We start from the raw sequence: 26,027 nt of genomic DNA on the forward strand, positions 1-26,027 counted from the left end.
CCGCCCCCGCCCCCCCCCCCCCCCCCCCCCCCGCGGCCCCCCCCCGCCCCTCCTGCCCCCCCCCCCCCCCCCCCCCCCCCCCCCCCCCCCCCCCCCACTACAGGTGTAGCCTTGAATCCCTGACGGACCTACTAGATCGCCGGCCTCAGGCTGCAGCGATGTCCAGTCCAAAATTGCGCCTCGGGCGCGTATCGCTGCCCAACAGCATCTATTCAATCACCACGGTAACTGCCGGGCGCGTACCGCTGTTTGCTCGGCCGAAGAACGCTGAGCAGGTGATCGAAGCGCTCCATCATTGCGAACTCGCTGGCATCACCCACAGCCTTGCCTGGGTGGTGATGCCCAATCACCTGCATTTGCTGCTACAGCTTCAATCCGGATCACTGGGGGCATGCTTGCAGCGCCTGAAATCGCGCTCAGCAAGGGCCATCGGCGGTGCAGGATCAATCTGGCAGACCGGCTATCACGATCATGCAATCAGGCGTGATGAGTCGCTGCGGGGCGTCGCCAACTACCTGCTGCATAACCCGGTGCGAGCCGGGCTCTGCGAGCGCCCGCAGGATTATCCGTATGCGTGGTGCAGATGGGGCTGGCAGCTCTGATGCTCTGAATGTAGTGCCGAGCCATGCTCGGCAGAGGCGTTACCGATAATGCGAAATGCCGAGCATGGCTCGGCACTACAGGTGAGGCGTTCGAGGTTGCTGGGCAAGCCTCTTGCCGAGCGTGGCTCGGCACTACAGGTGAGGTGTTCGGGATTGCTGGGCAAGCCTCATGCCGAGCATGGCTCGGCACTACAGGTGAAGCGTCAGCGCTTGCGGTGACGCTTGCCCAGGTCGCGGGCCAATACCCAGACGACCAGTATGTTGACCGCCAGCAGTAGCCACGAGGCCCAGCCGGGGTGTTTGACGATGGCGTAGAAGTCCAGCGGCAGGTAGAGCGCGGCGGAGATGCAGCCCAGCCATGAGGCCCAGGCCTTGGCGCGCCACAAACCCCACGCTTCCAGCACGCGCAGCAGCCCGTAGCCGACCAGTACAGCGGCGCCGAGGTGAACGGTGTCGGGGGTGATCATGCCCAGCAGCGACGAGAACGCGCCGTTCTCGGGGTCACCACCTGCGCGGTGGATCAAGGCATTGATGATGTTGCGAAGCGGAGCCGGCCCGGAGATTTCCAGGCCAGCCGCAGCGAGAAAGGCCAGTACGGCCTTTCCCGCTTCCAGCAGCGCGATGGCTGCCAGTCCCGGATGCGCATGCGGATCCGGGTTGTAGGGCGTGTTGCTGGTCAACGCATCAGCCGCGCGAAGACTTCTTGCGCTCGCTTTCGGTCAAACCCTTCTTGCGCAGGCGGATTTCCTTCGGCGTGATCTCGACCAGCTCGTCGTCCTCGATGAAGTCCAGTGCCTGTTCCAGCGAGTACTTGATCGCCGGGGTCAGCTGGATCGCGTCATCCTTGCCCGAAGCGCGCATGTTGGTCAGCGGCTTGGTCTTGATGGCGTTGACGGTCAGGTCGTTGTCCTTGGAGTGGATGCCGACCAGCTGGCCTTCATACACGTTGTCGCCTTCGGCGGCGAACAGCTTGCCGCGTTCCTGCAACGGTCCAAGCGAGTAGGCCGGGGTGGCACCTGCAGCATTGGCGATCATCACGCCGTTCTGGCGCTTGGCGATGGCGCCCTGTTCCTTCGGGCCGTAGTGGTCGAACACGTGGAACAGCAGGCCAGAACCCTGGGTCAGGGTCTTGAACTCGTTCTGGAAGCCGATCAGGCCGCGGGCCGGGATCTGGTACTCAAGGCGCACGCGACCCTTGCCGTCCGATTCCATGTTCTTCAGCAGGCCCTTGCGGGAGCCCAGCTTTTCCATCACGCCGCCCTGATGGATTTCTTCGATGTCCACCACCAGCTGCTCGATCGGCTCCATGGCCTGGCCGTCGATCTGCTTGATGATGACTTCCGGGCGCGACACGGCCAGCTCGTAGCCTTCACGACGCATGGTTTCGATCAGCACCGACAGGTGCAGCTCGCCACGGCCGGAGACCAGGAACTTGTCGGCGTCTTCCAGCTGTTCCACCTTCAGGGCCACGTTGTGGACCTGCTCGCGGTCCAGACGGTCCTTGAGCTGGCGGCTGGTCAGGAACTTGCCGCCGGACAGGTCCTTGCTGCCTGCGAACGGCGAGTTGTTGACCTGGAAGGTCATCGAGATGGTCGGCTCGTCAACGGTCAGCGCCGGCAGTGCTTCCGGGGTTTCCGGGTGGCACAGGGTGTCGGAGATGGTCAGTTCCGGGATGCCGGAGATGGCAACGATATCGCCGGCTTCGGCGGTGTCCTGCTCGATGCGCTCCAGGCCCAGGAAGCCCAGTACCTGGCCGACCTTGCCGTTGCGCTTCTTGCCTTCACGGTCGATCACTGCAACCTGCATGCCCTTCTTCAGGGTGCCACGCTGGATGCGGCCGATGCCGATGACGCCGACGAAGTTGTTGTAGTCCAGCTGGCTGATGCGCATCTGGAACGGGCCTTCCGGGTCGACTTCCGGCTTCGGCGCGTGCTGCATGATGGCTTCGTACAGCGCGGTCATGTCGCCGTCACGCACGGTGTCTTCCAGGCCGGCATAGCCGTTCAGGGCCGAGGCGTAGACGATCGGGAAGTCGAGCTGCTCATTGGTGGCGCCGAGCTTGTCGAACAGGTCGAACACCTGGTCGATCACCCACTCCGGACGCGAGCCCGGGCGGTCAACCTTGTTGACCACGACGATCGGCTTGAAGCCCATCGCGAAGGCCTTCTGGGTGACGAAGCGGGTCTGCGGCATCGGGCCGTCCATCGCGTCGACCAGGATCAGCACGGTGTCGACCATCGACAGCACGCGCTCCACCTCGCCGCCGAAGTCGGCGTGTCCCGGGGTGTCGACGATGTTGATCCGGTTTTTGATGCCGGTCTTCTTGTCTTCCCAGGTAATGGCCGTGTTCTTGGCCAGGATGGTGATGCCGCGTTCCTTTTCCTGGTCGTTGCTGTCCATCACGCGCTCGGCAAGTACCGTGCGCTCGGACAGGGTGCCGGACTGCTTGAGCAGCTGGTCGACGAGGGTGGTCTTGCCATGATCGACGTGGGCGACGATGGCGATGTTGCGAAGATTTTCGATGGACATGCGAAAGACGGCCAGCCGGTGCCGTGAAATGGGGAAAATGAGTCCAGCATTATAGCGCTATGTGGCCGTTGTGCGAAAACTGCCGTTCAGACTCGTCTGATTGCCCATTCAGCCTTCCGCGGTTCAAGCTGCTGCGGAGGAGCAGCAGCACGGGCGGAGCCGGGTGTAAACTAGCTGGCTATTGAGAGTCGTCTTCTTTACTAAGGATTTCCATGTCGCTGATCGCCAATTTCGACACCTCCCGCGGCCCGATCAAGGTCGAGCTGTATGCCGACAAGGCACCGCTGACCGTGGCCAACTTCGTCAACCTGGTGAAGCATGGCTTCTATGACGGCCTGGCGTTCCACCGTGTGATCGCTGATTTCATGGTCCAGGGCGGCTGCCCGGAAGGCTCCGGCCGTGGCGGCCCGGGCTACCGTTTTGAAGACGAGACCAAGAACGGCGTGCGCCACGAGCGCGGCGTGCTGTCCATGGCCAATGCCGGTCCGAACACCAACGGCAGCCAGTTCTTCATCACCCACATCAAGACCGACTGGCTCGATGGCAAGCACACCGTGTTTGGCAAGGTGCTCGAAGGCCTGGACGTGGTTGACGCGATCCAGCAGGGCGATGCGATCAACAAGATCACCCTGGAAGGCGATACCGACGCCGTGCTGGCCGCCAAGGCCGACCGCGTCGCCGAGTGGAACAAGATCCTCGCCGCCTGATTGACGCCGACGGCCACCTGACAAGGTGGCCGTTTCTGATTCCAGCCTGGCCAGCGCGCCTGCGCCTGCCCGGCCTTACCCCCACAACCGCTTCTTAGCAGAGGAAACCCCCATGAAAGCACCCGTTCGTGTTGCCGTAACCGGCGCTGCCGGCAATATCGGTTATGCACTGCTGTTCCGCATCGCTTCTGGCGAAATGCTGGGCAAGGATCAGCCGGTCATCCTGCAGCTGCTCGAAATCGACAACGAAAAGGCCCAGGCCGCCCTGCAGGGTGTGGTCATGGAACTGGAAGACTGCGCATTCCCGCTGCTGGCTGGCGTGGTGACCACCGCTGACCCGCTGGTGGCCTTCAAGGACGTCGACGTGGCCCTGCTGGTTGGCGCGCGTCCGCGCGGCCCGGGCATGGAGCGCAAGGACCTGCTGCTCGAGAACGCCAAGATCTTCACCGTGCAGGGCAAGGCGCTGAACGCCGTTGCCAAGCGTGATGTGAAGGTACTGGTGGTCGGTAACCCGGCCAACACCAATGCCTACATCGCAATGAAGTCGGCGCCGGACCTGAACCCGCGCAACTTCACCGCCATGCTGCGCCTGGACCACAACCGCGCCCTGAGCCAGCTGGCCGCCAAGACCGGCAAGACCGTGGAGAGCTTCGAGCACTTCACCGTGTGGGGCAACCACAGCCCGACCATGTACCCGGACTACCGCTTCGCCACCACCGGCGGTGCCAAGGTCGGCGAGCTGATCAACGATCAGGAATGGAACGCCAACACCTTCATCCCGACCGTCGGCAAGCGCGGCGCAGCGATCATCGCCGCCCGTGGCCTGTCCTCGGCCGCTTCGGCTGCCAACGCCGCCATCGACCACGTGCATGACTGGGTGCTGGGCAGCAACGGCAAGTGGGTGACCATGGGCGTGCCGTCCGATGGTTCCTACGGCATTCCGGAAGGCGTCGTGTTCGGCTTCCCGGTAACCACCGAGAACGGCGAGTACACCATCGTCAAGGATCTGCCGATCGACGACTTCTCCAAGAAGTACATCGACATCACCCTGGGCGAGCTGGAAGAAGAGCGCGCTGGCGTTGCCGACCTGCTGTAACGGCTGGCGGTTGACGTGATGCAAGGAACGGGGAAGCTTCGGCTTCCCCGTTTTTTATTTGTTGTTTGTTGTAGTGCCGAGCCATGCTCGGCTGGGGCTCTACGAGTGAAGCCTCTGCCGAGCATGGCTCGGCACTACAGGGCTGCGGCCTTTGCCGAGCATGGCTCGGCACTACGCTCCCTCCCTTTCGCGGAGCGAAGGGGAGGGTTGGGGAGGGGTAAGCTTTTTGCCGGCTGATGCGGCCATGGCTCGCGATTCGGCGATGTTTCTGACACATGCCTGGTAAGGCCTCTGCCGAGCATGGCTCGGCACTACGCTCCCTCCCTTTCGCGGAGCGAAGGGGAGGGCTGGGGAGGGGTAAGCTTTTTGCCGGCTGATGCGGCCATGGCTCGCGGTTCGGCGATGTTTCTGACGCATGCCTGGTAAGGCCTCTGCCGAGCATGGCTCGACACTACATTTTGCTTTTTGATATGACTGACAAGATCGCTTTGCACTACATCGATGAGGCGCTGCTGGTGGCGGAGAAGCCGGCCGGGCTGCTGTCCGTGCCTGGGCGTCTGGCGGAAAACCAGGACTGCGTTGTCTCGCGTTTGCAGCTGGAATTCCCGGATGCGCTGACCGTGCATCGGCTGGACCAGGTGACCTCGGGCTTGATGCTGTATGCACGTGGCAAGGCGATGCAGATTGCCTTGTCCAAGCTGTTTGAGCAGCGCCAGGTCAGCAAACGCTACGAGGCGCTGGTGCAGGGATTGGTCGAGGGCGAATCGGGCGAGATTGATCTGCCGCTGATCTGTGATTGGCCGAACCGGCCGAAACAGATGGTGAACTTTGAACTGGGTAAGCCGTCGTTGACGCGTTGGCGGGTAGTAGCGCGCGATGCGGCTGCGCAGACCACGCGGCTTGCGCTGGAGCCGGTGACCGGGCGCAGCCATCAATTGCGGCTGCACCTGGCCAGCATTGGCCATCCGATCGTGGGCGATGTGATGTATGACGCGCGGCCTGCGTTGCGGGTATGCCTGCATGCGCGGCGCTTGGGGTTTGTGCATCCGCTGACTGGGGTGGCGCTGGAGTTTGTTTCGGAGTGCCCTTTCTAAGGCTGAGGCTGTTCTTGTTAGAAGCTTCCCCTCACCCCAACCCCTCTCCCGTAAACGGGAGACTTGCAGCCGACGCGATCCGAGCCCCTCTCCCGCGCGCGGGAGAGGGGTTGGGGTGAGGGCAAGCTTCTAGCTCGTCGCCCAAGGCCCGTAGTCCCGAAATTTCCGCCTCCAAGCCTTTGGTCTTAAGACCATCGTCGCAAGGAGTCCAACCCATCCTGCGGACTATGCTCGGCACACAGCCAGGCAGTTACCGGAGGGTGTCGTGCAGTACGAGCAGATCTACCGCCGTTCCATTGAGGAGCCGGAAGCTTTCTGGGCCGAAGAAGCCAAGGCGATCCATTGGCATCGCCCGCCGCAACAGATCCTGGATTACTCCAATCCGCCGTTCCGGCGCTGGTTCGTCGGTGGTGAAACCAACCTCTGCTACAACGCGGTGGACCGGCATCTGGCCGAGCGCGCCGACCAGCTTGCGTTGGTCGCCATCTCCACCGAAACCAATGTCACCCGCGAGCTCACTTACCGCGATCTCCATCGCGAAGTGAATGCCTTCGCTGCGGTGCTGCTCAAGCTCGATGTCGGCCGCGGTGATCGCGTCGTCATCTACATGCCGAACATGGCCGAGGCGGTGTTCGCGATGCTGGCCTGCGCGCGGATTGGCGCAGTGCATTCCGTTGTCTTCGGTGGCTTTGCCGCGCATAACCTGGCACTGCGCATCGACGATGCAAAACCCAAACTGCTGATCGCCGCCGATGCCGGCATGCGCGGTGGCAAGGTGATTCCGTACAAGGCGATGGTGGATGCGGCATGCGCCGAAGCCACTGCCCCGCCACCGAAAGTATTGATCGTCTCACGTGGTCTGGATGCGGCCGAACCGCGTATCCCCGGTCGTGACGAAGACTACGCTGCGCTGCGTGCGCAGGTCGGTGATGTCGAGGTGCCGGTGCAATGGCTGGAGTCCAACGAACCAAGCTATCTGCTGTATACCTCCGGGACCACCGGCAAGCCCAAGGGTGTGCAACGCGATGTGGGTGGTTACGCAGTGGCAATGGCGCAGTCGATGCGCACAGTGTTTGATTGCGCGCCGGGGCAGGTGATGTTCTCAACCTCCGATGTCGGCTGGGCGGTTGGCCATTCCTATAACGTCTATGGCCCGTTGATTGGTGGCTGCACCTCGCTGTTGTACGAAGGCCTGCCGATCAATCCCGATGCCGGCATCTGGTGGGCGCTGTGCGAGCAGTACGGCGTGCGCACGATGTTCTCCTCACCAACCGCGATCCGCGTGTTGAAGAAGCATGACGTGGATTTCATCGATCGGCATGATCTGTCCGAGCTGAAGTACCTGTTCCTGGCCGGCGAGCCGTTGGATGAGCCGACGGCGAAGTGGATCACCGGCGCGCTGCACAAACCGGTCATCGACAATTATTGGCAGACCGAAACCGGTTGGCCGGCATTGACCTTGTTGCCAGGTCTGGATATGAAGCCGGTGAAGTTCGGTTCACCGGGCTTTCCAAATCTTGGCTACAAAATGAAGATCATCGATGAGCAGAGCGGCGCGGAAGTGCCACCCGGGCAGAAAGGCGTGCTGGTGATCCAGCCGCCGTTGCCGCCGGGCTGCATGAGCACGATCTGGAACGACGACGAGCGTTTCCTGAAAAGCTACTTCGGTCACTTCAAGGAGTTGCTGTACAGCTCGCTGGACTGGGCCATCCGCGACGAAGACGGCTACACCTTCATCCTTGGCCGCACCGATGACGTGATCAACGTCGCCGGGCACCGGCTGGGTACGCGCGAGATCGAGGAGGCCATCTCCGCGCATCCGCGCGTTGCCGAGGCGGCTGTGATCGGTGTGCATGATGAACTGAAGGGGCAGGTGCCGCTGGTCTTCGTCACCTTGAAGCAAGCCAAGCCCAACGACGATGGCGAGCAGCTGGCTGCGGAAATGATGCAGCAGGTCACAGCTTCGCTGGGCGCGGTGGCGCGGCCGGCGCAGGTACATATCGTCAATGCGCTTCCCAAGACCCGTTCGGGTAAGCTGCTGAGGCGTTCATTGCAGGCACTGGCGGAACGGCGTGACCCGGGCGATCTGTCGACACTCGACGACCCGGGCGCACTGGAGGAAATCCGCCGCGCGCTGGGGAAATAGCGTGCAGCTGGGCTGAAAAGCCGCTGTGCGGTGGTGATCGCAAGGGGGCGGTACGCGGGCAGATGCTTGGCATGTTCGGGAGCGGGGGCTCCTGAAAGATGCGCGCGTACCGTATTGCGATGCACAAAAGAGGGAGGGGGGGAATGGCATTCATCTATGCCAAGACGGCCGCTGGCCGTCTGGAGATCGAGAACCGTGGCTTGAAGCTGGCGCCGGGATTACGTTCGGTGCTGTTGCTGGTCGACGGGCAGCGCGATGAGCGCGAGTTGCAACAGATGGCGCAGGGCCTGCGCGCGCCGGATGACGTATTGACGCAACTGGCGGCATTGCAGCTGATCGACGCGGTCGCCGGCAGTGCTGAAAAAGCACCGGTGCTGCCAATGACTACCCAGCTCGGTGACGATCCGCTGCGTTACCAGCAGCTGCGCGACTGGATGGCCGAGTCGGTGCGCAAGCATCTGGGCCTGAAGGGCTATCTGATCCAGCTGAAGATCGATCGCAGCAAGACCGCGGTAAGCCTGGAGCAGTTGTGGCCGGAGCTGGCCAAGGCGCTGGGCAAGGCCAAGAGCCCGGCATTTGCCAGCCGCTGGTTGGAGGAGACGCGCGCCCTGGTTGTTGGTTGAGGGTTTATTGGCTGAGGTTTGCGGCGCGGCTGTAGCAATGGGCCGCCACCGCCATGCGTGGGCACTATCATGGTGGCAGGTTGATCATGGGAGTGCCCTGCATGGCACAGGAAAACAGCGGCGAAATCAGTACTGCGGGTTGGGATGCGATCAACGCGGCAATGGCCGCGCTATACCCTGGGCAGGAGCCGCGGCACTTCGGCACGCTGCTGTCGCATACGCTGGGTGGCAACGATCCGCTGGACGGCATCAGCGTCTATTGGAGCGAGTCGCCGCGTCCGCATTGGCATTACGTCAGCTACGGCTTTTCCGAGCTGTACGACAAGCAGAGCGATGACCCGCAGGAAAGTGGTTTTGGTTTCGAGCTGACGTTCCGTCTTGCTGCACAGGCAGGTGACAGCAAACACAGTGAACCACCGGCGTGGCCGATGAACCTGATGCAGAACCTTGCGCGCTACGTCTTCAGCAGCGGCAATGTATTCGAGGCCGGGCATCATCTCGATGCCAATGGCCCAATCGCGCTGGATACCGATACCAAGCTGCGGCACCTTGCCTTTGTCGCCGATCCACAGCTGCCGGCTATCGACACCGCCAACGGTCGTCTGAACTTCCTGCAGCTGGTGGGGGTGACCGACGACGAGGTGGCGGCGATCAAACGCTGGTCCACGCTCGGCGCATTGGCTGTCATGGAGCAGGCAATGCCGCTATGGATCACCGAGCTGGAGCGCGATTCCCTGCTGGCTGATCCGGGGATTGCCGCGCAGCTGGAAGCCGGCAGCCAGCGTGAGGGCTCCAGTACCGGCATGTTGTTCGTGGATACGTTGGAGTGGTCAGTTGAAGACGCAACCACCACGTTGGTGCTGGGCGCGGGGCAGGTTGCCAGCGTGCTTGAGCTGCTGCCGCTGCGCCTGCGGCATGACAAGCCGTTGGTGATACTCGGCAAGGAACGTCAGTGGCGTTTCGAGCCGGGTTTGGCGGATGACTTGCAGAGCGATGACGACAGCGCGCGCTGTGTGCTGTCCGATGCCAGCCTGCAGGCAATGCTGGACAGCGTGCGTGCCGAACGCGGCTTGTACCCGCTGCCGGGTGGCAAGCTGCAGATCGAGATAAGGCCGACCTTGCTGCGCGATGGACAAGGTGGCGTGATCCGCGAGATCGGTTGACCCCGCGGCCGCTGCGGCTCTCATTGCGCAGCGTGGTTATCGGTGACGCGCAGTGGGCAAGGAGAACTCGAAGGCTGCGCCTTCGTCGCTGTCGAGCAGGCGGATCTGGCGATGGTGCAGCTGCAGGATGCGGTGCACGATCAACAGGCCCAGACCGCCACTGTCCGGGCGCTGGCTGCCCAGCGCCGGTAGTGTGCTGAACAGTTGATCGCGGCGCGCTGCTGGAATACCCGGGCCGGTGTCGGAGACACTGACCTGCACATCGCCATCGAGTGCGCGCAACGTCACCGTGATGCGCCCGCCTGCCGGCGTATGCCGGATCGCGTTGTCGAGCAGGTTGGTCAGCACCCGCTCGATCAGGCCGAGGTCAGCTTCCACCGGCGGCAGGCCGGCGGGAATCACTGCTTCAAGCCGCTGCTGGCGTGATTGCGCGGCCAGTTCGAATTTCTGGAAGACGTCCTGGACAAGATCCGGCAACGAGAACGCCTGCAGTTCCAGCACCACGCCGCCGTGTTCCAGGCGCGCCAGCTCGAACAAAGCCTGCGCAAGCCGACCAACCTTGTGGCTCTGTGACAGGGCGATGGCCAGATAGCGCTGGCGCTCCTCGGTGCTGAGGCTGGCATCTTTGAGCGCGAGGGTTTCCAGGTAGCCATGCAATGACGACAGCGGCGTGCGCAGGTCATGCGACAGATTGGCGACCAGTTCGCGGCGCTGCAGATCCTGCTGCCGCAGTTGCTGCCATTGCTCGCCCACGCGTTGGCTTAGATGGGCAAAGCTGTGTTGCAGGATGCTCAGCTCATCACGCTCACCGGCACGTAGTGGTGTGGGTGGCAAGGGCAGGCGCGGGTCAGCGCTGTCGACATCGAAGAACTGGATGCGACGGGTCAATTGACGAAGCGGCCGGGTCACCCAGCGGAACGCGACCACCCCGGCCAGTAAGCCGATAACCGCCACGATTGCCAACGACCACAGCGTGGTACGCAGGTTGGCGTTTGCGGCGATGTCCGCGGCCAGTGCTTCGCGCTGCTCGCCGACCAGCACCACGTAGATGTAGCCGACCTGACGACCCTGCACCCGTAGTGGCGCGGCATTGAATACCTTGCGGCCGCTGCTGCTGCGCGGGTCGTCGCCGAAGATCGGCAGCTTTCCGCCGTTGAGTAGCGCCTGCACCGGCGCCAGATCGACGCGATTACGTTTTAGATGGCCTTCCGGCGCATCATGGCCGAGGATGCGGCCCTCGTCGTCGAGTAGATAGACCTCGACGCTGGGATTGACCGACATCAGCTTGCCGAACAGTGCACGCACTTCGCCGTCGCGGATACCGCGTGCATCCATCAGCTCGCCGCTACGGGCGATGTGCTCGGCCAGGCCGCGTGACAGACGCTGCACGGTTTCCTGCTCGTGCATGCGGTTGCTGCGCATCTGTATCCACGCCAGCGCGCCGCAGCAGATCAACAGCAGCGCACAGAACACCAGCGTCAATCGCTGCGAAAGCGTCAGCCGGTTCATGCCGTGCTCCCGTCGTCGGCCGCCAGTTTGTAGCCACGCCCCCACACCGTAAGAATGCGTTTCGGCGCTGCCGGGTCGTGCTCGATCTTGTTGCGCAGCCGATTGATGTGGGTGTTGACGGTGTGTTCGTAGCCATCGTGTTGATGGCCCCAGACCTGGTTGAGCAGCTCCATCCGCGAGTAAACCTGGTCCGGATGGCGGGCGAAGAAATACAGCAGGTCGAATTCGCGCGGGGTGAGTTCCAGCGGGCGCGTTTCAACCTGTGCGGTGCGCGCGACCGGATCGATGCGCAGGCCCGCAACCTCGATTGCGCCGGCATCGATGCGTGCGTTCTGTGCCATCGCCTCGACTCGACGCAGCAGGGCCTTCACCCGCGCGACCAGCTCCAGCATCGAGAATGGCTTGGTCAGGTAGTCGTCGGCACCCAGTTCCAGACCGAGGATGCGGTGCAGTTCGCTGGCGCGCGCACTGGTGATGATGATCGGGGTGTAGCGGGTCATCGCGCGGGCGCGGCGGCAGATTTCCAGACCATCCACGCCGGGCAGCATCAGGTCCAGCACCAGCGCGTCCCATTGCCCGCTTTCCAGCAGGCGCACGCCTTCATCGCCGCTGGCCGCATGGGTGACGTCATAGCCTTCGTCACGTAGATGCATGCGCAGCAGGTTGGCGATATGGACATCGTCTTCGACGATCAGGATGCGTTTGCTGCTCATCGACGCCTGCGGCCGCTGTAGGGGTGGCTGGCATTGTGCTTGGACAGGCGCGCCGATGTGTCACGAAGAATTTAACTCTGCGTGAGGATTCGTTGACCTGCCCGGGCGCAGCATGGCCACATCGTCCCTGGCTGGAGAACGCCCATGTCGCTCACCCGTCGCAAGCTGCTTGGTATCGGCGGTATGGCCGCCGCCGCTGGTGTGTTGGGCCTGACTGCCTGCAATGGCCCGGCGCCGGCAGCACCTGCACGCAGTGCCGTGTTCGAAGTGATGCACAGCGATGCCCAATGGCGGCAGCTGCTCAGCCCCGCGCAGTACACGGTGCTGCGCCAGCAGGGCACCGAGCGGGCCTTCACCAGCCCGCTCAACAACGAGCACCGGCGCGGCACCTTCAATTGCGTTGGCTGCGCGCTGCCGCTGTTCTCCTCGGCCACCAAGTTCGACAGCGGTACCGGCTGGCCCAGCTTCTGGGCGCCGTTGCACGGCGCGGTAGGCGAGGACCGCGACACCACCTTCGGCATGACCCGGGTAGCGGTGCATTGCCGGCGCTGTGGCGGCCACCTGGGCCATGTATTCGAAGACGGCCCCCGCCCGACCGGCCTGCGTTACTGCATGAACGGCGTGGCCCTGCAGTTCGTCGCGGCCTGAGCGCCGCCTTTCACTTTCAAGAAGGATGCTTCCATGTTCCTGTTGGTACTTGCCTATCTCGGCGGCGTACTTACCCTGCTCAGCCCCTGCATCCTGCCGGTGCTGCCCTTCGTATTCGCGCGCGCTGACCGGCCGTTCCTGCGTAGCGGGCTGCCGCTGTTGGTGGGCATGGCGCTGATGTTCGCAGTGGTCGCCAGTCTGGCCGCGGTGGGCAGTCAGTGGGTGGTGCAGGCCAACCAGATCGGGCGCTGGATCGCGCTGGTGGTGATGGCGTTGTTCGCCGTCGCGCTGCTGTGGCCGGCATTGGCGGATCGCTTGTTGGCGCCGCTGCAGCGCCTGGGCGTGCGCCTGGGCGCAGCCGCCGATGCGGGGCAGGGGGGCGTGCTCAGCTCCCTGCTGATCGGCGTGGCCACCGGCCTGCTATGGGCGCCGTGCGCAGGCCCCATCCTTGGCCTGATCCTGACCGGCGCGGCGCTGCAGGGAGCCAATGTCGGTACGACCGGCTTGCTGCTGGCCTATGCGCTGGGCGCAGCGACTTCGCTGGCGTTGGCGGTGTGGATAGGCGGGCGCGTGTTCAGCGCCTTGAAGCGGCGGCTGGGGGTGGGCGAATGGATCCGCCGCGGGCTGGGCATTGCTGCCTTGCTGGCGGTGCTGGCAATCGCGATGGGTTGGGATACCGGCCTGCTGACGCGGCTGTCGACGGTCAGCACGGCCAGGCTGGAGCAGAAGCTGCTGGATGCGCTGCCTACGCAACAGCCGGCAGCAGGTCCGGCAATGATGATGATGGCGGGCGACGCCAAGGGCGATGCCAGCCTGCCGGTGGAAGGTGAGCTGCCATCACTGGCCGGTGCTACCGGTTGGCTCAACAGCCCGCCGCTGGATGCGCAGCAGCTGCGCGGCAAGGTGGTGCTGGTCGATTTCTGGACCTACTCCTGCATCAACTGCCTGCGTGCGATGCCGTATGTACGCGACTGGGCCGAGCGCTACAAGGATCATGGACTGGTGGTGATCGGCGTACATGCGCCGGAGTTCGCCTTTGAGCGCGACCTTCGCAATGTGCAGCGCGCGGTTGCTGATCTGAAGGTCACGTACCCGGTCGCCATCGACAATGATTTCGCGATCTGGCGCGGCTTCAACAACAAGTACTGGCCGGCGCATTACTTCATCGATGCACAGGGACGCATCCGTGCCCATCACTTTGGTGAAGGCAATTACGAGCAGTCCGAGCAGATCATCCGTCAGCTGCTGCGCGAGGCTGGCAACAGCTTGCCGGGCGACGCGGCACCAGCAATGCGCATGGCGGCCAGCGGCGTTGAGCGGCAGGCGGACATGAGCAGTTTGAAGTCGCCGGAAACCTATATCGGCCATGGCCGTGCCGAGCACTTCGCCTCGCCGGGCGGCATGCAGGCTGGGCAGGTCAGCGATTACGCCGTGCCGATGCAGCTGCAGCTCAATCAATGGGCACTGGGCGGGCGCTGGATCGTCGGCGAGGAAGATGCGCAGTTGCAGCAGGCGGGCGGGCGCATCGCATTCCGCTTCCATGCCCGTGACCTGCATCTGGTGCTGGCGCCGCAGGACCCGATGCGGCCGGTGCGTTTCCGTGTGCGCATCGATGGCCAGCCACCGCAGGCAGCGGCCGGTAGTGATGTATCAGCGCAGGGCGAGGGCAAGGTGGATCAGAACCGCCTGTATCAGTTGATCCGCCAGAACGGCGAGGTGCGCGAACGCACATTCGAGATCGAGTTCCTCGATCCGGGCGTGCGCGCCTACGCCTTCACTTTCGGTTGATTGGAGGGAACACGTGATGAAAATCGCCACGGACAAGCTTGTCGCCGGCAGCATCGCGGCGCTGGTTGCTGGACTGTTGCTGGCTGCAGTGTTCACTCTGGATCGCACCGTGCAGGCAGCGCCGGTGTTGGTCAAGTTGCCAGCGCCTACTGGCGCTGCTGATCTGCACCAGAACGGTGTCAAACAGGCGCGGGTGGTGTTTGCCGGCGGCTGTTTCTGGGGCGTGCAGGGCGTGTTCCAGCACATCACCGGCGTGGACAATGCGGTATCCGGCTACATCGGTGGCAGCGCTGCCGATGCCACGTATACGCGGGTGAGCAGTGGCGGCAGCGGCCACGCCGAAGCCGTGCAGGTCAGCTACGACCCCTCACAGGTCAGTTACGGGCAGTTGATGCAGGTGTTCTTCTCGGTGGTGCACGATCCGACCCAGCTCAACCGGCAGGGGCCGGACCATGGCAGCCAGTACCGTTCGGCCATCTATGCAGATGATGCCGCCCAGCGTGATGCGGCCCGCGCCTATATCGCGCAGCTGCAGCGCAGTGCGGTGTTCACCGCGCCGCTGGTCACCCAGGTGGACGGCGGCAAGGTGTTTCATGCGGCCGAGGGCTATCACCAGAACTATCTGACGCTGCATCCGGAGGCGGCTTACATCCGCATCAATGACCTTCCAAAGGTCGCCGCGTTGAAGCAGCAATATCCGGCGCTGTATCGCGAACGGCCGCGGCTGGTGATGAGCTTGTCGGCGCGATAGCAGCGGGAACGCCACAAACGCAACGGGCCGCCGGTCATGCAACCGGCGGCCCGTGTTTGTTCAGATCGTATGCCTTGAATCAGCTCAGGCCTTCGGCCTTGAGTGCGGCCTGCACGGCCGGATCGGCCAGCATGCGCTGCTCGAAGCGGTCCAGTGCGTCCATGCCGGCCAGATCGAGCTTCAGGCCACGTGCCCAGCGCAGGGTCACGTAGGTGTAGGCATCGGCGATCGAGGCACGCGGGGTGCCGCCCAGCCAGTCGACGTCGGCCAGACGGTCATTGATGCGCTGGTACAGGGCACTGAGCTTCTGCCGCGAGTTTTCCTGGGTGCGGGCGATGACCGCCTCGTCTTCCAGGTACTTGGTCGAGCCGAAGATCGGGTAGTAGGTCGGGTGCAGGTCGGCGTTGACGAAGGACAGCCAGCGGTTGACCTCGGCACGCGTACGCGGGTCGCTGCCGCCGTCCAGACCGGCAGCCGGGGCCTTGTCGCAGATGTAATGCAGGATGGCCGCGTTCTGGGTCAGGATCCAGCCGCCGTCTTCCAGCATCGGCACGGCGCCGGCCGGGTTCATCTTCAGGTACTCGGGCGACTTCATCGTGGCGTAGTCCACGATCTGCAGCTCGAACGGCAGGCCCGACCAGATCAACGCGATATGGTCAGCCAGCGAACATGCGCCGGGCTTGGTATAGAGCTTCATCAGAGCTACCTCGGGAGTTGAAAGACCCGGGCATTATCGCCACAAGCGCGTAACGCAGTGTGTCCATGATTGGCACAGACAGTGCGTTACGCGTTCAGCCTGCTCAGGAAGCGCGCGGCTTCAGCGATTGCACCTTGTAGAAGGTGTGCCCGCCGATGGTGGCCACCTGGTAGGCATTGCGCCAGCTCGGGCTGGCAATGGCATGCGCGGCGAAGTGGCTGGCGCCCGGCACGATCTCCTTGCGCTGGCCATTGGGCAGGGCCCAGTTACGCTCGGCGGCAAAGGCCACGTCCACGGCTTCAGCCCAGGCATCGTTGTTGCGCAGCTGGGTGCCGGGGGCGACCAGGGTCGGGGCGAACTGCTTACGCGCGGTCACCACCTGGCACATCGAGTCACCCCACAGACCGCTGTCCAGCCGCCGCAGGGCGACTTCGGCCACGGCCTGCTGGCCGCGAAGGGTCTGGTCGCGGGCTTCCAGATAGACGGTGGTGCTCAAGCACAACGAATCGGCTGCTGGCTGCGGCAACATCTGCGACAACCAAAGAATCCAAGCCAGTTTCATAAATCTCCTTGCTCCGTATGGGCCGCAGCCTGCCTGCTCCCAACTGGGAACCTGACAGCGACGACTTGGCGTTATGGGGAGGCGGCCTGGCATCGGGGCCGCCCCGTGGGCAGCCCTCAATCAGATTGGGGAGGGCTGCGCCTGCTCACCAGAACTGGTGGGTGAGCGGAAGTTGGCGCAAGGTAGGGGGGCAATCCCAAACTCATCCTGAACGGCGCTTGTTGACATTCAGGTTTGTTGGCAAGGTCAAATCTGGTTCGAGGCTGCGCATTCAGCTTCGTTTCGGTGGTCTGGAAAGGCCACTGCAAGCGATCTGGGTGCCCCAGGAAAAAGAGATGCACATCGCGTTTTTTCTGATTTCCCGGCCTTTTTCGGATGTTTACCGGTCCTGTGCGTTTGCCCGCATGCTGGCAGGCAGTTCGGGTGGGGCGGGCAACCCGGGCCCATTGGCAGTGCCCGGGTGTGAACGAGTTGAATCGATTTGCTGCCAAATCAGAGCGCCGCGGCCAGACGGCTGCCCTGGTCGATTGCCCGCTTGGCATCCAGTTCGGCGGCAACATCTGCGCCACCAATGATGTGCACGCTGCGGCCGGCGGCCTGCAGGGCATCGGCCAGCTCGCGGCGCGGCTCCTGACCGGCACAGATCACCACGGTGCCGACGTCCAGCAACTGCTCCTGACCGTCGACGCGGATGCGCAGGCCGGCATCATCCACGCCCAGATACTCGACACCGCCGAGCATCTTCACGCCCTTGGCCTTCAGCGTGGCGCGGTGGATCCAGCCGGTGGTCTTGCCAAGCTTGGCGCCGGGCTTGCCGGGGCTGCGTTGCAGCAGCCAGGCCTTGCGGGCCGGGGCTTCCGGCTGTGGCTTGGCCAGCGCGCCGCGGCTCTCGAAGCTGGCGTCCACGCCCCATTCGGCCATCCAGCGGGCCGGATCCAGCGCCGGTGACGGGCCTTCATGGACCAGGAACTCGCCGACATCGAAGCCGATGCCACCGGCACCGATGATGGCCACCTTGTCGGCGGCCTTGACCCGGCCCAGCAGCACATCCAGATAGCTGACCACCATTGGATGCTCGGCGCCGGGGAAATTGACCTTGCGCGGGCTGATGCCGGTGGCGATCACCACCTCGTCGAAGTCGTTGAGTGCGTCAGCATCGACGCGGGTGTTCAAACGTACCTCGACCCCGGTCTCGGCCAGCTGGTGGCGGAAGTAGCGCAGGGTTTCGTGGAACTCCTCCTTGCCGGGGATGCGCTTGGCCACATTGAACTGGCCACCGATCTCCTCGGCCGCATCAAACAGGGTCACCTTGTGGCCGCGGCTGGCGGCGACGGTGGCGCAGGCCAGCCCGGCCGGACCGGCGCCGACCACCGCGACGCGTTTGGGCGCGCTGGTCGGCAGGTAGACCAGCTCGGTTTCATGCGCAGCGCGCGGGTTGACCAGGCAGCTGGCGCGCTTCTGCTGGAACACATGATCCAGGCAGGCCTGGTTGCAGGCGATGCAGGTATTGATCGCTTCGGGCTTGCCGGCCTTGGCCTTGGCCGGCCACTCGGGGTCGGCCAGCAGTGGCCGTGCCAGCGACACCATGTCGGCACCGCCGCCTGCGAGGATGCCTTCGGCCACCTCCGGCATGTTGATGCGGTTGGTGGCGATCAAAGGAATGCCGACATGCGGTTTGAGCTTGGCGGTGACTCCGGCAAACGCCGCACGCGGCACCGAGGTGGCGATGGTTGGAATGCGGGCTTCGTGCCAGCCGATGCCGGAGTTGAGCAGGGTCGCACCGGCCGCTTCGATGGCCTTGGCCTGCTGCACGATCTCCTGCCAGTTGCTGCCATCCTCGACCAAGTCAACCAAGGACAGCCGGTAGATGATGATGAAGTCCGGGCCACAGGCCTCGCGGATGCGGCGCACGATCTCGACCGCAAAGCGCATGCGCTTGGCTGGGTCGCCGCCCCAGGCGTCGTGACGGCCGTTGGTGCGGGGGGCGATGAACTCGTTGATCAGATAGCCTTCCGAGCCCATCACCTCGACGCCGTCGTAGCCGGCATCACGTGCGTATTTGGCGGCGCGGGCGTAGTCGGCGATATGCCGCTCGACGCCGCCGGCAGACAGCGCGCGCGGAGTGAACGGGTTGATCGGTGCCTTGCGCTTGGACGGTGCCACCTGCAAGGGGTGATAGCCGTAGCGGCCGGCATGCAGCAGCTGCAGGCAGATCTTGGCGCCATGGCCGTGGACAGCCGCAGTCACCTGACGATGGCGGCTGACTTCCCACGGCCAGGACAGCTTGCTGCCGAACGGCGCCAGCCAGCCGACCACGTTGGGGGCGAAGCCGCCGGTGACCAGCAATGCCGCGCCACCAGCGGCGCGCTCGCCAAAGTAGGCAGCCAGCTTGGGGAAGTCGCGGGCATGGTCCTCCAACCCGGTATGCATCGAACCCATCAGGATGCGGTTGCGCAGCTGGGTGAAGCCCAGATCCAGCGGGGCGAACAGGTGCGGATAGGCGGTGTCGTTGGCTGGCGTCATGCTGGATACGCTTGCGTATGGAATGGCCCATTCTGACTGGCAATCGGCCTGGCCTCAATCCTTGCCGTCCGCACCGGCCTTGTTGAGTGCGCAACTGCCTTATCAAGGCGCGGGCGCGGTGGCTATCGGTCGCGGCTGTCGGTCAAACAAGGGCAGGGTGATGCCGCAAAGCGGCCCGATCAGCAGGGCGAACGCCAAGGTGCCCCAGCCAACATTGCCGCCCAGCCACCAGCCCACTGCCAGTGCGCAGGCTTCAATCAAGGTGCGCACCTTCCAGATCGCCCAGCCGGTGCGGGCGTGCAACCCGGTCATCAGGCCATCGCGTGGACCGGGCCCAAAGCGTGCACCGATGTAGAGCCCGGTGGCCACGGCCAGCAATACCAGGCCTGCGGCGAACAGCAGCAGTTGCCACAACAGGCCCTGCGCTGCCGGCAGCAGATTCAGGCCCAGCTGCGCGCTGGGGCCGATCAACAGCACGTTGAGTACGGTGCCCAGTCCGGGTTTCTGCCGTAGCGGCAGCCACATGAGTAGTACGCAGACGCCAACGAGGTTGGTGATCAGGCCGAAGCCCCAGCCGCTGCGCAGCGCGATGCCCTGGCTCAATACGTCCCAGGGTGCGATGCCGATGCCGGCGCGGATCATCAAGGAAGAGGCGATACCAAACAGGAACAGGCCCAGCAGCAGTTGCAGCAGGCGCGAGACAAGTATCAGGGAAGGCATGGTCGGGAGATCAAGGTGCTGCCTGCTGCGCAGACATATAGATAGAGGCGTTGCGCCACCTCTGGGTGGCGCAACGTGCTGTGGCGTGCAGCTCAGTCCCAGCCTTCCAGCGCCAGCTTGCCGATGGTGCTGCCGGCTTCCAGCTGGCGGTGGGCCTGGCGCAGGTTCTCTGCGTTGATCGTGCCCAGGCGCTGACTGAGGGTGGTGCGCAGTTCGCCTGCGTCGATCAGGCTGGCGGCGCGGGTCAGGATGCGGTGCTGCTCGATCATGTCGGCAGTGCGGAAGCGGGCGCGGGCAAACATGAATTCCCAGTGGATACCGATGCACTTTGCTTTATAGGGATCACCGATACGCAACTCGCCGGCAGGCTCGACGATGAGCCCGACATGGCCTTGCGGCGCCAGCAGTTCGCCCAGCTGTTGCCAGTACAGATCTGTATTGGCCAGGTTGAGTGCCGCATCCACGCTGCTGATGCCCAGTGCCTGCAGTTGCGCTGCCAATGGCTGACGATGATCGATTACGTGCGTCGCCCCCATCTGCTGGCACCATTGCACGCTTTGCGGGCGGGAGGCGGTGGCTACAACGGTGAAACCAGCATGACGGCCAAGCTGAATCGCCATCGAGCCCACACCGCCGGCACCGCCAATCACCAACAAGATCTTGCCGACATTGCGGCGCCCATCCAGTTGATAGGGCATGCGCTGGAACAGCAGTTCCCATGCAGTAAGTGTGGTCAGTGGCAGTGCTGCTGCTTCGGCGAAATCCAGCGTGGTTGGCTTGCGTCCGACCAGGCGCTCGTCCACCAACTGCAGCTGTGCGTTGCAGCCCGGACGGGTGACGTCACCGGCGTAATAAACCTCATCGCCAATTTCAAACGCGGTGACTTCCGGGCCTATCGCGACCACGGTGCCGGCGGCATCAAAGCCCAGTACCCGTGGTGGATTCTCCTCGCCTGGTTTGGCGCCGCGCAGTTTGGTGTCCACCGGATTAACCGAAACAGCTCGAACCTGAATAAGCAGGTCCTGACCATGCGGGTCAGCGGGGGACGGCAGGGTCAGGTCCAGCAGCGCGTCCGGATCATCAATGGAGAGATAGCGGGTAAGGCCGATTGCTTTCATGCGGAAAAGTTCCGTAGCGGGGGAGCAAAATCATCATACCGAGCAAACGATTCAGCTGGCGGTAACCGGCGGCGCAAGCCCCGTTAATAAAGGGTTTGTCATATGAAATCAGCTGCGCCGCAGCATTTTCCCCGGAAGCCTTGCCATAGCTGACTCTTGCGTCCTTTGATCAAGCTGTATACGTTGCGCCAAGCCGGACACGTAGAGGTCTGGTGGTCGCTCCATTTGTTACGAGCCTGTTAACATCGTCTTCACGGCCAAGCGCATAATGTGCACCGCGATGGCGTGAGGAAACGGCCGTCTCTGAACGCGACGAATGATTATCGCTGTGCTGGACCATGCCTCTACCGGTTTCATACCCCCGAAACAAGGAGCTGTATTTCATGAACAAGAAGATCCTTACTGCCGCGCTGCTCGGCGGTCTGGCTTTCGCCCAGGCCGCTTCGGCTCAGGAATTTGACGACCGCTGGTACCTGACCGGTTCGGCCGGCTTCAACTTCCAGGACAAGGACCGTGGCACCAATGATGCCCCGTTCGTTACGCTGGGTCTGGGCAAGTTCATCAGCCCGAACTGGTCGCTGGACGGTGAACTGAACTATCAGAACCCGAACTTCGACAACAACCAGGACCAGAACTGGTCGCAGTACGGCGTTTCGCTGGACCTGCGTCGCCACTTCATCCAGGAAGGCCGTGGCTGGAACCCGTACCTGCTCGCAGGCCTGGGCTACCAGAAGTCGGAAGAAGAGTACCTGACCGGTGCCGTGCTGAACGACCGTAAGGACGGCAATCTGGCTGCCAAGGTCGGCGTTGGTCTGCAGACCACGTTCGAAAAGCGCGTCGCTGTGCGTGCTGAACTGGCTTACCGCGCTGACTTCGACGACCAGAGCATTGCTCCGACCGTTGGCGGCCACAAGAACCAGGATTGGTTCGGTGACGTGCTGGCTTCGGTTGGCGTCGTGATCCCGCTCGGCCCGGCTCCGACCGCTGCTGTTGCTCCGGCACCGGCTCCGGTTGCTCCGAGCTGCGCAGACCTGGATGACGACGGTGACGGCGTCAACAACTGCGACGACAAGTGCCCGAACTCGCAGCCTGGCCAGACCATTGGTCCGGACGGTTGCCCGGTGCCGGTCTCGATCGATCTGAAGGGCGTCAACTTCGATTTCGATAAGGCCACCCTGCGTCCGGACGCTGTTTCGATCCTGAGCGAAGCCACCGAGATCCTGAAGCGTTACCCGGATCTGCGCGTTGAAGTTGCCGGTCACACCGATTCCAAGGGTACCGACGCTTACAACCAGAAGCTGTCCGAGCGTCGCGCCAAGGCTGTGTACGACTACCTGACCACCAATGGTGTGTCGGCGTCGCGCCTGCAGGGCCCGATCGGCTACGGCGAGAGCCGTCCGATTGCTCCGAACACCAATGCTGATGGTTCGGACAACCCGGAAGGTCGCGCAAAGAACCGTCGTACCGAGCTGAACGTCCAGAACTAATCGGACGCTTCGGTTCAAGTACTACAGTTTGAGAACAAGGCCCGGCATCTGCCGGGCCTTGTTTGTTTTTGCGTCGGCGACTTTTTCGGAGCGCAATTTGTGTGACGCCGGCGGGTAATCGCAGTTTGTGCGCATTTAACGGTTGAAAGCGCTGCGGGCGCTGCCTACACTCGCCGCGTTAACTTGCCGAATGGAAATTCAATGCTGCGTATCGCTCTGGCTGGTCTTGTCGCCCTGGCATTTGTGCCTGCCGCCCATGCAGCCGTGGATTGTTCGGCCAGTTCAGTGACGCCGGCGCCGCTGGCGACCTCGCTGATCGCACCGGTGGCCTCGGAGCTGTATGTGCGCCCGGGCCAGCTGGGCATGCCGTCGGGCGTATTGAGCTCGTCCGGTGGTGATGAGCAGTCGCTGGATCGCGTGCTGATGCGCCTGCGCGTTGAGAGCTGCAACAACGTCGCCAACGCCATTCCGGCGCGTCCGGCAATCAACGCCAACGATCCGGCTGCTTACAAGCCGCAGACCGAGTTCGACAACACGCCGTGGCGTTTTGATATGAGCCAGAACGGCAAGCGGATGACCGCCGAAGAGTTCGATGCCTGGATGAAGGCGCGCGGTGTGCGCGTGGTCAAGGCGCGTCCGGTTGCGGCCGATCCGGCTGCAGCACCGGCTGCCGCGCAGCCTGCTGCCGAGGTCAAGTAAGGCGGCAACAGCCGCTCGCAGCCCCGATGTCGTCGTCCAAGCCTCCGTATCCCCCGCACGCCCGCCGCGCAATGCCCGGCGGGCGTTTGCTTTCGCCTGCGCCCCGCAACGCTGCGCGCGCTGGCAAGGCCGCCCCGGCCGGGGTTCGGCATGGTCTGGCGCGGGTGCTGTCCAAGGCTGGCGTGTGCTCGCGCACCGAGGCGGCAAGGCGGGTGCTCGATGGTCGCGTCAGTGTGGATGGCAAGGTGGTGCGTGACCCGGAGTTTCCGGTGGTTGCCGGTCGCCAGCAGGTGTTGCTGGACGGCTTGCCGCTGGCAGCGCCGAAGCGCCTCTACCTGGCTTTGAACAAGCCGCGTGGTCTGGTCACCACGGTGCAGGACGAGCAGGGCCGCGACACCGTCTACCGGTGCTTTGAAGGTGCCGGTCTGCCGTGGATGGCGCCGGTGGGGCGCTTGGACAAGGCCAGTGAAGGCCTGCTGTTCTTCAGCAATGATCCGGAGTGGGCGGCACGTCTCACCGAGCCCAGCACTGGCCCATTGAAAACCTACCGGGTACAGGTGGATCTTGTGCCCGATGCAGCGCTGCTCGAGCGCATGCAGGCGGGCATCGACGACGAAGGTGAACGCCTGGCGGCGCATTCGGTACAGTTGCTGCGGCATGGCGAACGTACCGCGTGGCTGGAGGTGGTTCTGGATGAAGGCCGCAATCGCCACATCCGGCGTCTGCTCAAGGCCTTGGGGCTGGAAGTGCTGCGCTTGATGCGGGTTGCGATAGGGCCGGTACAGTTGGGCGAGCTGGGCAAGGGCCAATGGCGGGAGTTGAGCCAGGCCGAGCTGAATGCGCTGCAGGCTGCCAGCAAAATCGCGCATGTCAGCGCGAGTGACTAATTTCAATAAATTCAGGTAAATAGCTGCACTAGCTAAGATGGTGGATTAGACTGCGACTCTAATTCCTTGAGGTTATTGCCATGCAAGCTCTCTCTCGCGTCTCTGGCATCGTTCTCATGGCGGCTTCGGTTGCGGTGTTGGCCGGTTGTGCTTCTTCGGGCAAGAAGACTGCAAAGAACGACAAGCCGATCGAAGTGCGGGTGGAAGCACCGCTGGCCGAGAAGGACGCACTGGGCAATTACCGTTTCATGATGCAGCAGGGCGAGCAGAAGATGAGCGCCGATCAGTTCGATGCCTGGATGAAGGCCAATGGCATCCGCGTCGCCAAGGGCGCAGCCGTACCGGCGCCCGCCGCGCCTGCCAAAAAGAAGAACTGACTGTAGTGGGGGGGGGGGGGGGGGGGGGGGGGGGGGGGGGGGGGGGCGGGGCGGGCGGCGGGGGGGGGGGGGGGGGGGAGCGGGCGGGCCCCCCCCCCCCCCCCCCCCCCACAACACACCCTCCCCCTCCCCCCCCCCCTCCGCCGGCGCCGCCCCCCCGCCCCCCCCCCCCCCCCCCCCCCCCCCCCCCCCCCCACTACGGGGAAAACCGGTAAGGCCCCTGCCGAGCATGGCTCGGCACTACAGGGAAAACCGGTAAGGCCCCTGCCGAGCATGGCTCGGCACTACGGGACAGAAAAAAACAGGCGCCCTTGGGCGCCTGTTTTGTTTCAAACCAAGGGCAGCAGCACTCAGCCCTTGATCACGCCCAGCTCCAGACCAATCCGGGTGAAGGCATCGATCGCGCGGTCCAGGTGCGCGCGGCTGTGCGCGGCGCTGATCTGGGTGCGGATGCGGGCCTGGCCCTTGGGTACCACCGGGAAGAAGAAGCCGATCGCATAGATGCCTTCTTCCAGAAGGCGCTGGGCGAACTTCTGCGCCAGCGGTGCGTCGTACAGCATCACCGGGCTGATCGGGTGCACGCCCGGCTTTACGTCGAAACCGGCGGCGGTCATCTTCTCGCGGAAGTAAGCGGTGTTCTCGCGCAGCGTTTCACGCAGGTCATCGGCGGCAGCCAACATCTCGAACGCCTTGATGCCGGCAGCAACCACATGTGGCGGCAGCGAGTTGGAGAATAGGTAGGGGCGCGAACGCTGACGCAGCAGTTCGACGACCTCGGCGCTGGCGCAGGTGAAGCCGCCCAGTGCGCCACCCATGGCCTTGCCCAGGGTGCCGGTGATGATGTCGATCTTGTCGAGCGCACCCTTCACTTCGGCCGAACCGCGGCCAGTGGCGCCGAGGAAGCCGGTGGCGTGGCATTCGTCGATATGCACCAGCGCGCCGTACTTCTTGGCCAGCGCGGTGATCTCATCGAGCGGGGCGATGAAGCCGTCCATCGAGAAAACGCCGTCGGTGGTAATCAGTTTGGTCTTGCAGCCAGCCGCATCAGCGGCTTGCAGCTGTGCTTCCAGATCGGCCATGTCGCAGTTGGCGTAGCGGAAGCGCTTGGCCTTGCACAGGCGCACGCCATCGATGATGGAGGCGTGGTTCAGCGCGTCGGAAATGATCGCGTCGTTCTCGCCCAGCAGCGGCTCGAACAGGCCGCCGTTGGCATCGAAGCAGGCGGCGTAGAGGATGGTGTCGTCCTTGCCGAAGAACTCGGCAATCTGCTTCTCCAATTGCTTGTGCAGGTCCTGGGTGCCGCAGATGAAGCGCACCGAGGCCATGCCGAAGCCGTGGCTGTCCAGTGCGTCCTTGGCGGCCTGGATCAGGTCCGGGTGATCGGCCAGGCCAAGGTAGTTGTTGGCACAGAAGTTCAGCACCGTGCGGCCGTCGTCGAGGGTGATCTCGGCTGACTGCGGGCTGGTGATGATGCGTTCGGACTTGAACAGCCCCTGCGCGCGGATGGCGTCCAGTTCCTCGGCGTAGTGCCGGGTCAGCGGGGAGATGTTCGCGGTTTCGGTCATGGCAGGGTCTTGCGGTCAAGTGG

Annotated in this window: 24 protein-coding genes; 14 read left to right on the forward strand and 10 right to left on the reverse strand. The window is 63.8% G+C overall.

Annotated elements, in window-relative coordinates:
- Positions 1-158: 158 nt before the first annotated feature.
- Positions 159-602: an REP-associated tyrosine transposase gene (locus ACVOMB_RS12300; RefSeq protein WP_481531444.1), complete on the forward strand. Its 444-nt coding sequence runs from the start codon at positions 159-161 to the stop codon at positions 600-602.
- 203 nt (positions 603-805) lie between these two features.
- Here ACVOMB_RS12300 and ACVOMB_RS12305 read toward each other — a convergent pair whose 3' ends face one another.
- Positions 806-1,282, reverse strand: a complete 477-nt coding sequence (locus tag ACVOMB_RS12305; protein ID WP_481531445.1) for a DUF2127 domain-containing protein — start codon at positions 1,280-1,282, stop codon at positions 806-808.
- A 4-nt stretch (positions 1,283-1,286) separates the two neighbouring features.
- A complete protein-coding gene (typA, locus tag ACVOMB_RS12310) occupies positions 1,287-3,131 on the reverse strand; it encodes a translational GTPase TypA (RefSeq protein ID WP_481531446.1) in 1,845 nt (614 codons plus the stop codon).
- Between the two features lie 212 nt (positions 3,132-3,343).
- Here typA and ACVOMB_RS12315 point away from each other — a divergent pair, with 212 nt between their 5' ends.
- From ACVOMB_RS12315 to ACVOMB_RS12340, 6 genes are all read left to right on the forward strand, one after another.
- Positions 3,344-3,838 carry a peptidylprolyl isomerase gene (locus tag ACVOMB_RS12315; RefSeq protein ID WP_057629615.1) on the forward strand — a complete coding sequence of 165 codons (495 nt, stop codon included), beginning with the start codon at positions 3,344-3,346 and terminating at the stop codon, positions 3,836-3,838.
- A 112-nt stretch (positions 3,839-3,950) separates the two neighbouring features.
- Entirely contained in the window at positions 3,951-4,934 is a 984-nt protein-coding gene (locus ACVOMB_RS12320) for a malate dehydrogenase (protein ID WP_346500456.1), read from the forward strand.
- A 470-nt stretch (positions 4,935-5,404) separates the two neighbouring features.
- Positions 5,405-6,028: an RluA family pseudouridine synthase gene (locus ACVOMB_RS12325; RefSeq protein ID WP_481531447.1), complete on the forward strand. Its 624-nt coding sequence runs from the start codon at positions 5,405-5,407 to the stop codon at positions 6,026-6,028.
- 193 nt (positions 6,029-6,221) lie between these two features.
- Positions 6,222-8,174 carry a propionate--CoA ligase gene (gene prpE / locus ACVOMB_RS12330; RefSeq protein WP_481531494.1) on the forward strand — a complete coding sequence of 651 codons (1,953 nt, stop codon included), beginning with the start codon at positions 6,222-6,224 and terminating at the stop codon, positions 8,172-8,174.
- Between the two features lie 143 nt (positions 8,175-8,317).
- Complete coding sequence (locus ACVOMB_RS12335; RefSeq protein ID WP_481531448.1) at positions 8,318-8,797, forward strand: hypothetical protein; 480 nt, start codon at positions 8,318-8,320, stop codon at positions 8,795-8,797.
- Positions 8,798-8,898: 101 nt separating this feature from the next.
- The gene (locus tag ACVOMB_RS12340; protein ID WP_481531449.1) at positions 8,899-9,960 is read left to right on the forward strand and encodes a suppressor of fused domain protein; all 1,062 of its coding nucleotides are present in this window, start codon (positions 8,899-8,901) and stop codon (positions 9,958-9,960) included.
- A gap of 36 nt (positions 9,961-9,996) precedes the next feature.
- Here the strand turns inward: ACVOMB_RS12340 and ACVOMB_RS12345 are convergent, their stop codons facing one another.
- Both ACVOMB_RS12345 and ACVOMB_RS12350 read right to left on the reverse strand, forming a co-directional pair.
- Positions 9,997-11,469 carry a sensor histidine kinase gene (locus tag ACVOMB_RS12345; protein WP_481531450.1) on the reverse strand — a complete coding sequence of 491 codons (1,473 nt, stop codon included), beginning with the start codon at positions 11,467-11,469 and terminating at the stop codon, positions 9,997-9,999.
- Complete coding sequence (locus ACVOMB_RS12350) at positions 11,466-12,182, reverse strand: response regulator transcription factor (RefSeq protein WP_481531451.1); 717 nt, start codon at positions 12,180-12,182, stop codon at positions 11,466-11,468. The genes ACVOMB_RS12345 and ACVOMB_RS12350 overlap by 4 nt, the downstream gene beginning before the upstream one ends.
- Positions 12,183-12,326: 144 nt before the next feature.
- Between ACVOMB_RS12350 and msrB the strand changes: the two genes are divergently transcribed.
- Genes msrB through msrA form a run of 3 tightly spaced genes read left to right on the forward strand, consistent with a single transcriptional unit; the run spans position 12,327 to position 15,369 of the window.
- Complete coding sequence (gene msrB, locus ACVOMB_RS12355; protein ID WP_481531452.1) at positions 12,327-12,830, forward strand: peptide-methionine (R)-S-oxide reductase MsrB; 504 nt, start codon at positions 12,327-12,329, stop codon at positions 12,828-12,830.
- A 33-nt stretch (positions 12,831-12,863) separates the two neighbouring features.
- A complete protein-coding gene (locus ACVOMB_RS12360) occupies positions 12,864-14,618 on the forward strand; it encodes a cytochrome c biogenesis protein DipZ (protein ID WP_481531453.1) in 1,755 nt (584 codons plus the stop codon).
- Positions 14,619-14,634: 16 nt separating this feature from the next.
- Positions 14,635-15,369 carry a peptide-methionine (S)-S-oxide reductase MsrA gene (msrA, locus tag ACVOMB_RS12365; protein WP_481531454.1) on the forward strand — a complete coding sequence of 245 codons (735 nt, stop codon included), beginning with the start codon at positions 14,635-14,637 and terminating at the stop codon, positions 15,367-15,369.
- Positions 15,370-15,448: 79 nt separating this feature from the next.
- Here msrA and ACVOMB_RS12370 read toward each other — a convergent pair whose 3' ends face one another.
- From ACVOMB_RS12370 to ACVOMB_RS12390, 5 genes are all read right to left on the reverse strand, one after another.
- A complete protein-coding gene (locus tag ACVOMB_RS12370) occupies positions 15,449-16,066 on the reverse strand; it encodes a glutathione S-transferase N-terminal domain-containing protein (protein WP_481531455.1) in 618 nt (205 codons plus the stop codon).
- Positions 16,067-16,169: 103 nt separating this feature from the next.
- Positions 16,170-16,628 (reverse strand): cell wall hydrolase, encoded by a 459-nt coding sequence (locus ACVOMB_RS12375; protein ID WP_057629626.1) that lies wholly within the window; start codon positions 16,626-16,628, stop codon positions 16,170-16,172.
- Positions 16,629-17,120: 492 nt separating this feature from the next.
- On the reverse strand, positions 17,121-19,151 hold the full coding sequence (locus ACVOMB_RS12380) for a 2,4-dienoyl-CoA reductase FMN-binding domain-containing protein (protein ID WP_481531456.1): 2,031 nt from the start codon (positions 19,149-19,151) through the stop codon (positions 17,121-17,123).
- A 102-nt stretch (positions 19,152-19,253) separates the two neighbouring features.
- Positions 19,254-19,871: a membrane protein YczE gene (gene yczE, locus ACVOMB_RS12385; protein WP_481531457.1), complete on the reverse strand. Its 618-nt coding sequence runs from the start codon at positions 19,869-19,871 to the stop codon at positions 19,254-19,256.
- Positions 19,872-19,963: 92 nt separating this feature from the next.
- The gene (locus ACVOMB_RS12390) at positions 19,964-20,989 is read right to left on the reverse strand and encodes a zinc-binding alcohol dehydrogenase family protein (RefSeq protein WP_481531458.1); all 1,026 of its coding nucleotides are present in this window, start codon (positions 20,987-20,989) and stop codon (positions 19,964-19,966) included.
- 383 nt (positions 20,990-21,372) lie between these two features.
- Here ACVOMB_RS12390 and ACVOMB_RS12395 point away from each other — a divergent pair, with 383 nt between their 5' ends.
- From ACVOMB_RS12395 to ACVOMB_RS12410, 4 genes are all read left to right on the forward strand, one after another.
- On the forward strand, positions 21,373-22,476 hold the full coding sequence (locus ACVOMB_RS12395; protein ID WP_481531459.1) for an OmpA family protein: 1,104 nt from the start codon (positions 21,373-21,375) through the stop codon (positions 22,474-22,476).
- Positions 22,477-22,677: 201 nt separating this feature from the next.
- Positions 22,678-23,175 (forward strand): hypothetical protein, encoded by a 498-nt coding sequence (locus ACVOMB_RS12400; protein ID WP_481531460.1) that lies wholly within the window; start codon positions 22,678-22,680, stop codon positions 23,173-23,175.
- A 26-nt stretch (positions 23,176-23,201) separates the two neighbouring features.
- Complete coding sequence (locus ACVOMB_RS12405) at positions 23,202-24,062, forward strand: pseudouridine synthase (RefSeq protein WP_481531461.1); 861 nt, start codon at positions 23,202-23,204, stop codon at positions 24,060-24,062.
- A gap of 80 nt (positions 24,063-24,142) precedes the next feature.
- Positions 24,143-24,439 carry a hypothetical protein gene (locus ACVOMB_RS12410; protein ID WP_481531462.1) on the forward strand — a complete coding sequence of 99 codons (297 nt, stop codon included), beginning with the start codon at positions 24,143-24,145 and terminating at the stop codon, positions 24,437-24,439.
- A gap of 350 nt (positions 24,440-24,789) precedes the next feature.
- On the opposite strand, the gene kbl is transcribed toward ACVOMB_RS12410, so the two are convergent.
- Positions 24,790-26,004 (reverse strand): glycine C-acetyltransferase, encoded by a 1,215-nt coding sequence (kbl, locus tag ACVOMB_RS12415; RefSeq protein ID WP_481531463.1) that lies wholly within the window; start codon positions 26,002-26,004, stop codon positions 24,790-24,792.
- Between the last annotated feature and the right edge of the window lie 23 nt (positions 26,005-26,027).

It is taken from the genome of Stenotrophomonas sp. STEN018 (assembly GCF_056760235.1).

Coding starts and splice junctions, on each gene's coding strand:
- yczE (WP_481531457.1), bottom strand. CDS start 19,871: ATGCCTTCCCTGATACTTGTCTCGCGCCTGCTGCAACTGCTGCTGGGC.
- ACVOMB_RS12315 (WP_057629615.1), top strand. CDS start 3,344: ATGTCGCTGATCGCCAATTTCGACACCTCCCGCGGCCCGATCAAGGTC.
- ACVOMB_RS12360 (WP_481531453.1), top strand. CDS start 12,864: ATGTTCCTGTTGGTACTTGCCTATCTCGGCGGCGTACTTACCCTGCTC.
- ACVOMB_RS12380 (WP_481531456.1), bottom strand. CDS start 19,151: ATGACGCCAGCCAACGACACCGCCTATCCGCACCTGTTCGCCCCGCTG.
- ACVOMB_RS12410 (WP_481531462.1), top strand. CDS start 24,143: ATGCAAGCTCTCTCTCGCGTCTCTGGCATCGTTCTCATGGCGGCTTCG.
- ACVOMB_RS12400 (WP_481531460.1), top strand. CDS start 22,678: ATGCTGCGTATCGCTCTGGCTGGTCTTGTCGCCCTGGCATTTGTGCCT.
- ACVOMB_RS12395 (WP_481531459.1), top strand. CDS start 21,373: ATGAACAAGAAGATCCTTACTGCCGCGCTGCTCGGCGGTCTGGCTTTC.
- ACVOMB_RS12320 (WP_346500456.1), top strand. CDS start 3,951: ATGAAAGCACCCGTTCGTGTTGCCGTAACCGGCGCTGCCGGCAATATC.
- msrA (WP_481531454.1), top strand. CDS start 14,635: ATGAAAATCGCCACGGACAAGCTTGTCGCCGGCAGCATCGCGGCGCTG.
- ACVOMB_RS12390 (WP_481531458.1), bottom strand. CDS start 20,989: ATGAAAGCAATCGGCCTTACCCGCTATCTCTCCATTGATGATCCGGAC.
- ACVOMB_RS12325 (WP_481531447.1), top strand. CDS start 5,405: ATGACTGACAAGATCGCTTTGCACTACATCGATGAGGCGCTGCTGGTG.
- typA (WP_481531446.1), bottom strand. CDS start 3,131: ATGTCCATCGAAAATCTTCGCAACATCGCCATCGTCGCCCACGTCGAT.
- ACVOMB_RS12340 (WP_481531449.1), top strand. CDS start 8,899: ATGGCACAGGAAAACAGCGGCGAAATCAGTACTGCGGGTTGGGATGCG.
- ACVOMB_RS12345 (WP_481531450.1), bottom strand. CDS start 11,469: ATGAACCGGCTGACGCTTTCGCAGCGATTGACGCTGGTGTTCTGTGCG.
- ACVOMB_RS12370 (WP_481531455.1), bottom strand. CDS start 16,066: ATGAAGCTCTATACCAAGCCCGGCGCATGTTCGCTGGCTGACCATATC.
- ACVOMB_RS12335 (WP_481531448.1), top strand. CDS start 8,318: ATGGCATTCATCTATGCCAAGACGGCCGCTGGCCGTCTGGAGATCGAG.
- ACVOMB_RS12405 (WP_481531461.1), top strand. CDS start 23,202: ATGTCGTCGTCCAAGCCTCCGTATCCCCCGCACGCCCGCCGCGCAATG.
- kbl (WP_481531463.1), bottom strand. CDS start 26,004: ATGACCGAAACCGCGAACATCTCCCCGCTGACCCGGCACTACGCCGAG.
- msrB (WP_481531452.1), top strand. CDS start 12,327: ATGTCGCTCACCCGTCGCAAGCTGCTTGGTATCGGCGGTATGGCCGCC.
- ACVOMB_RS12350 (WP_481531451.1), bottom strand. CDS start 12,182: ATGAGCAGCAAACGCATCCTGATCGTCGAAGACGATGTCCATATCGCC.
- ACVOMB_RS12375 (WP_057629626.1), bottom strand. CDS start 16,628: ATGAAACTGGCTTGGATTCTTTGGTTGTCGCAGATGTTGCCGCAGCCA.
- ACVOMB_RS12300 (WP_481531444.1), top strand. CDS start 159: ATGTCCAGTCCAAAATTGCGCCTCGGGCGCGTATCGCTGCCCAACAGC.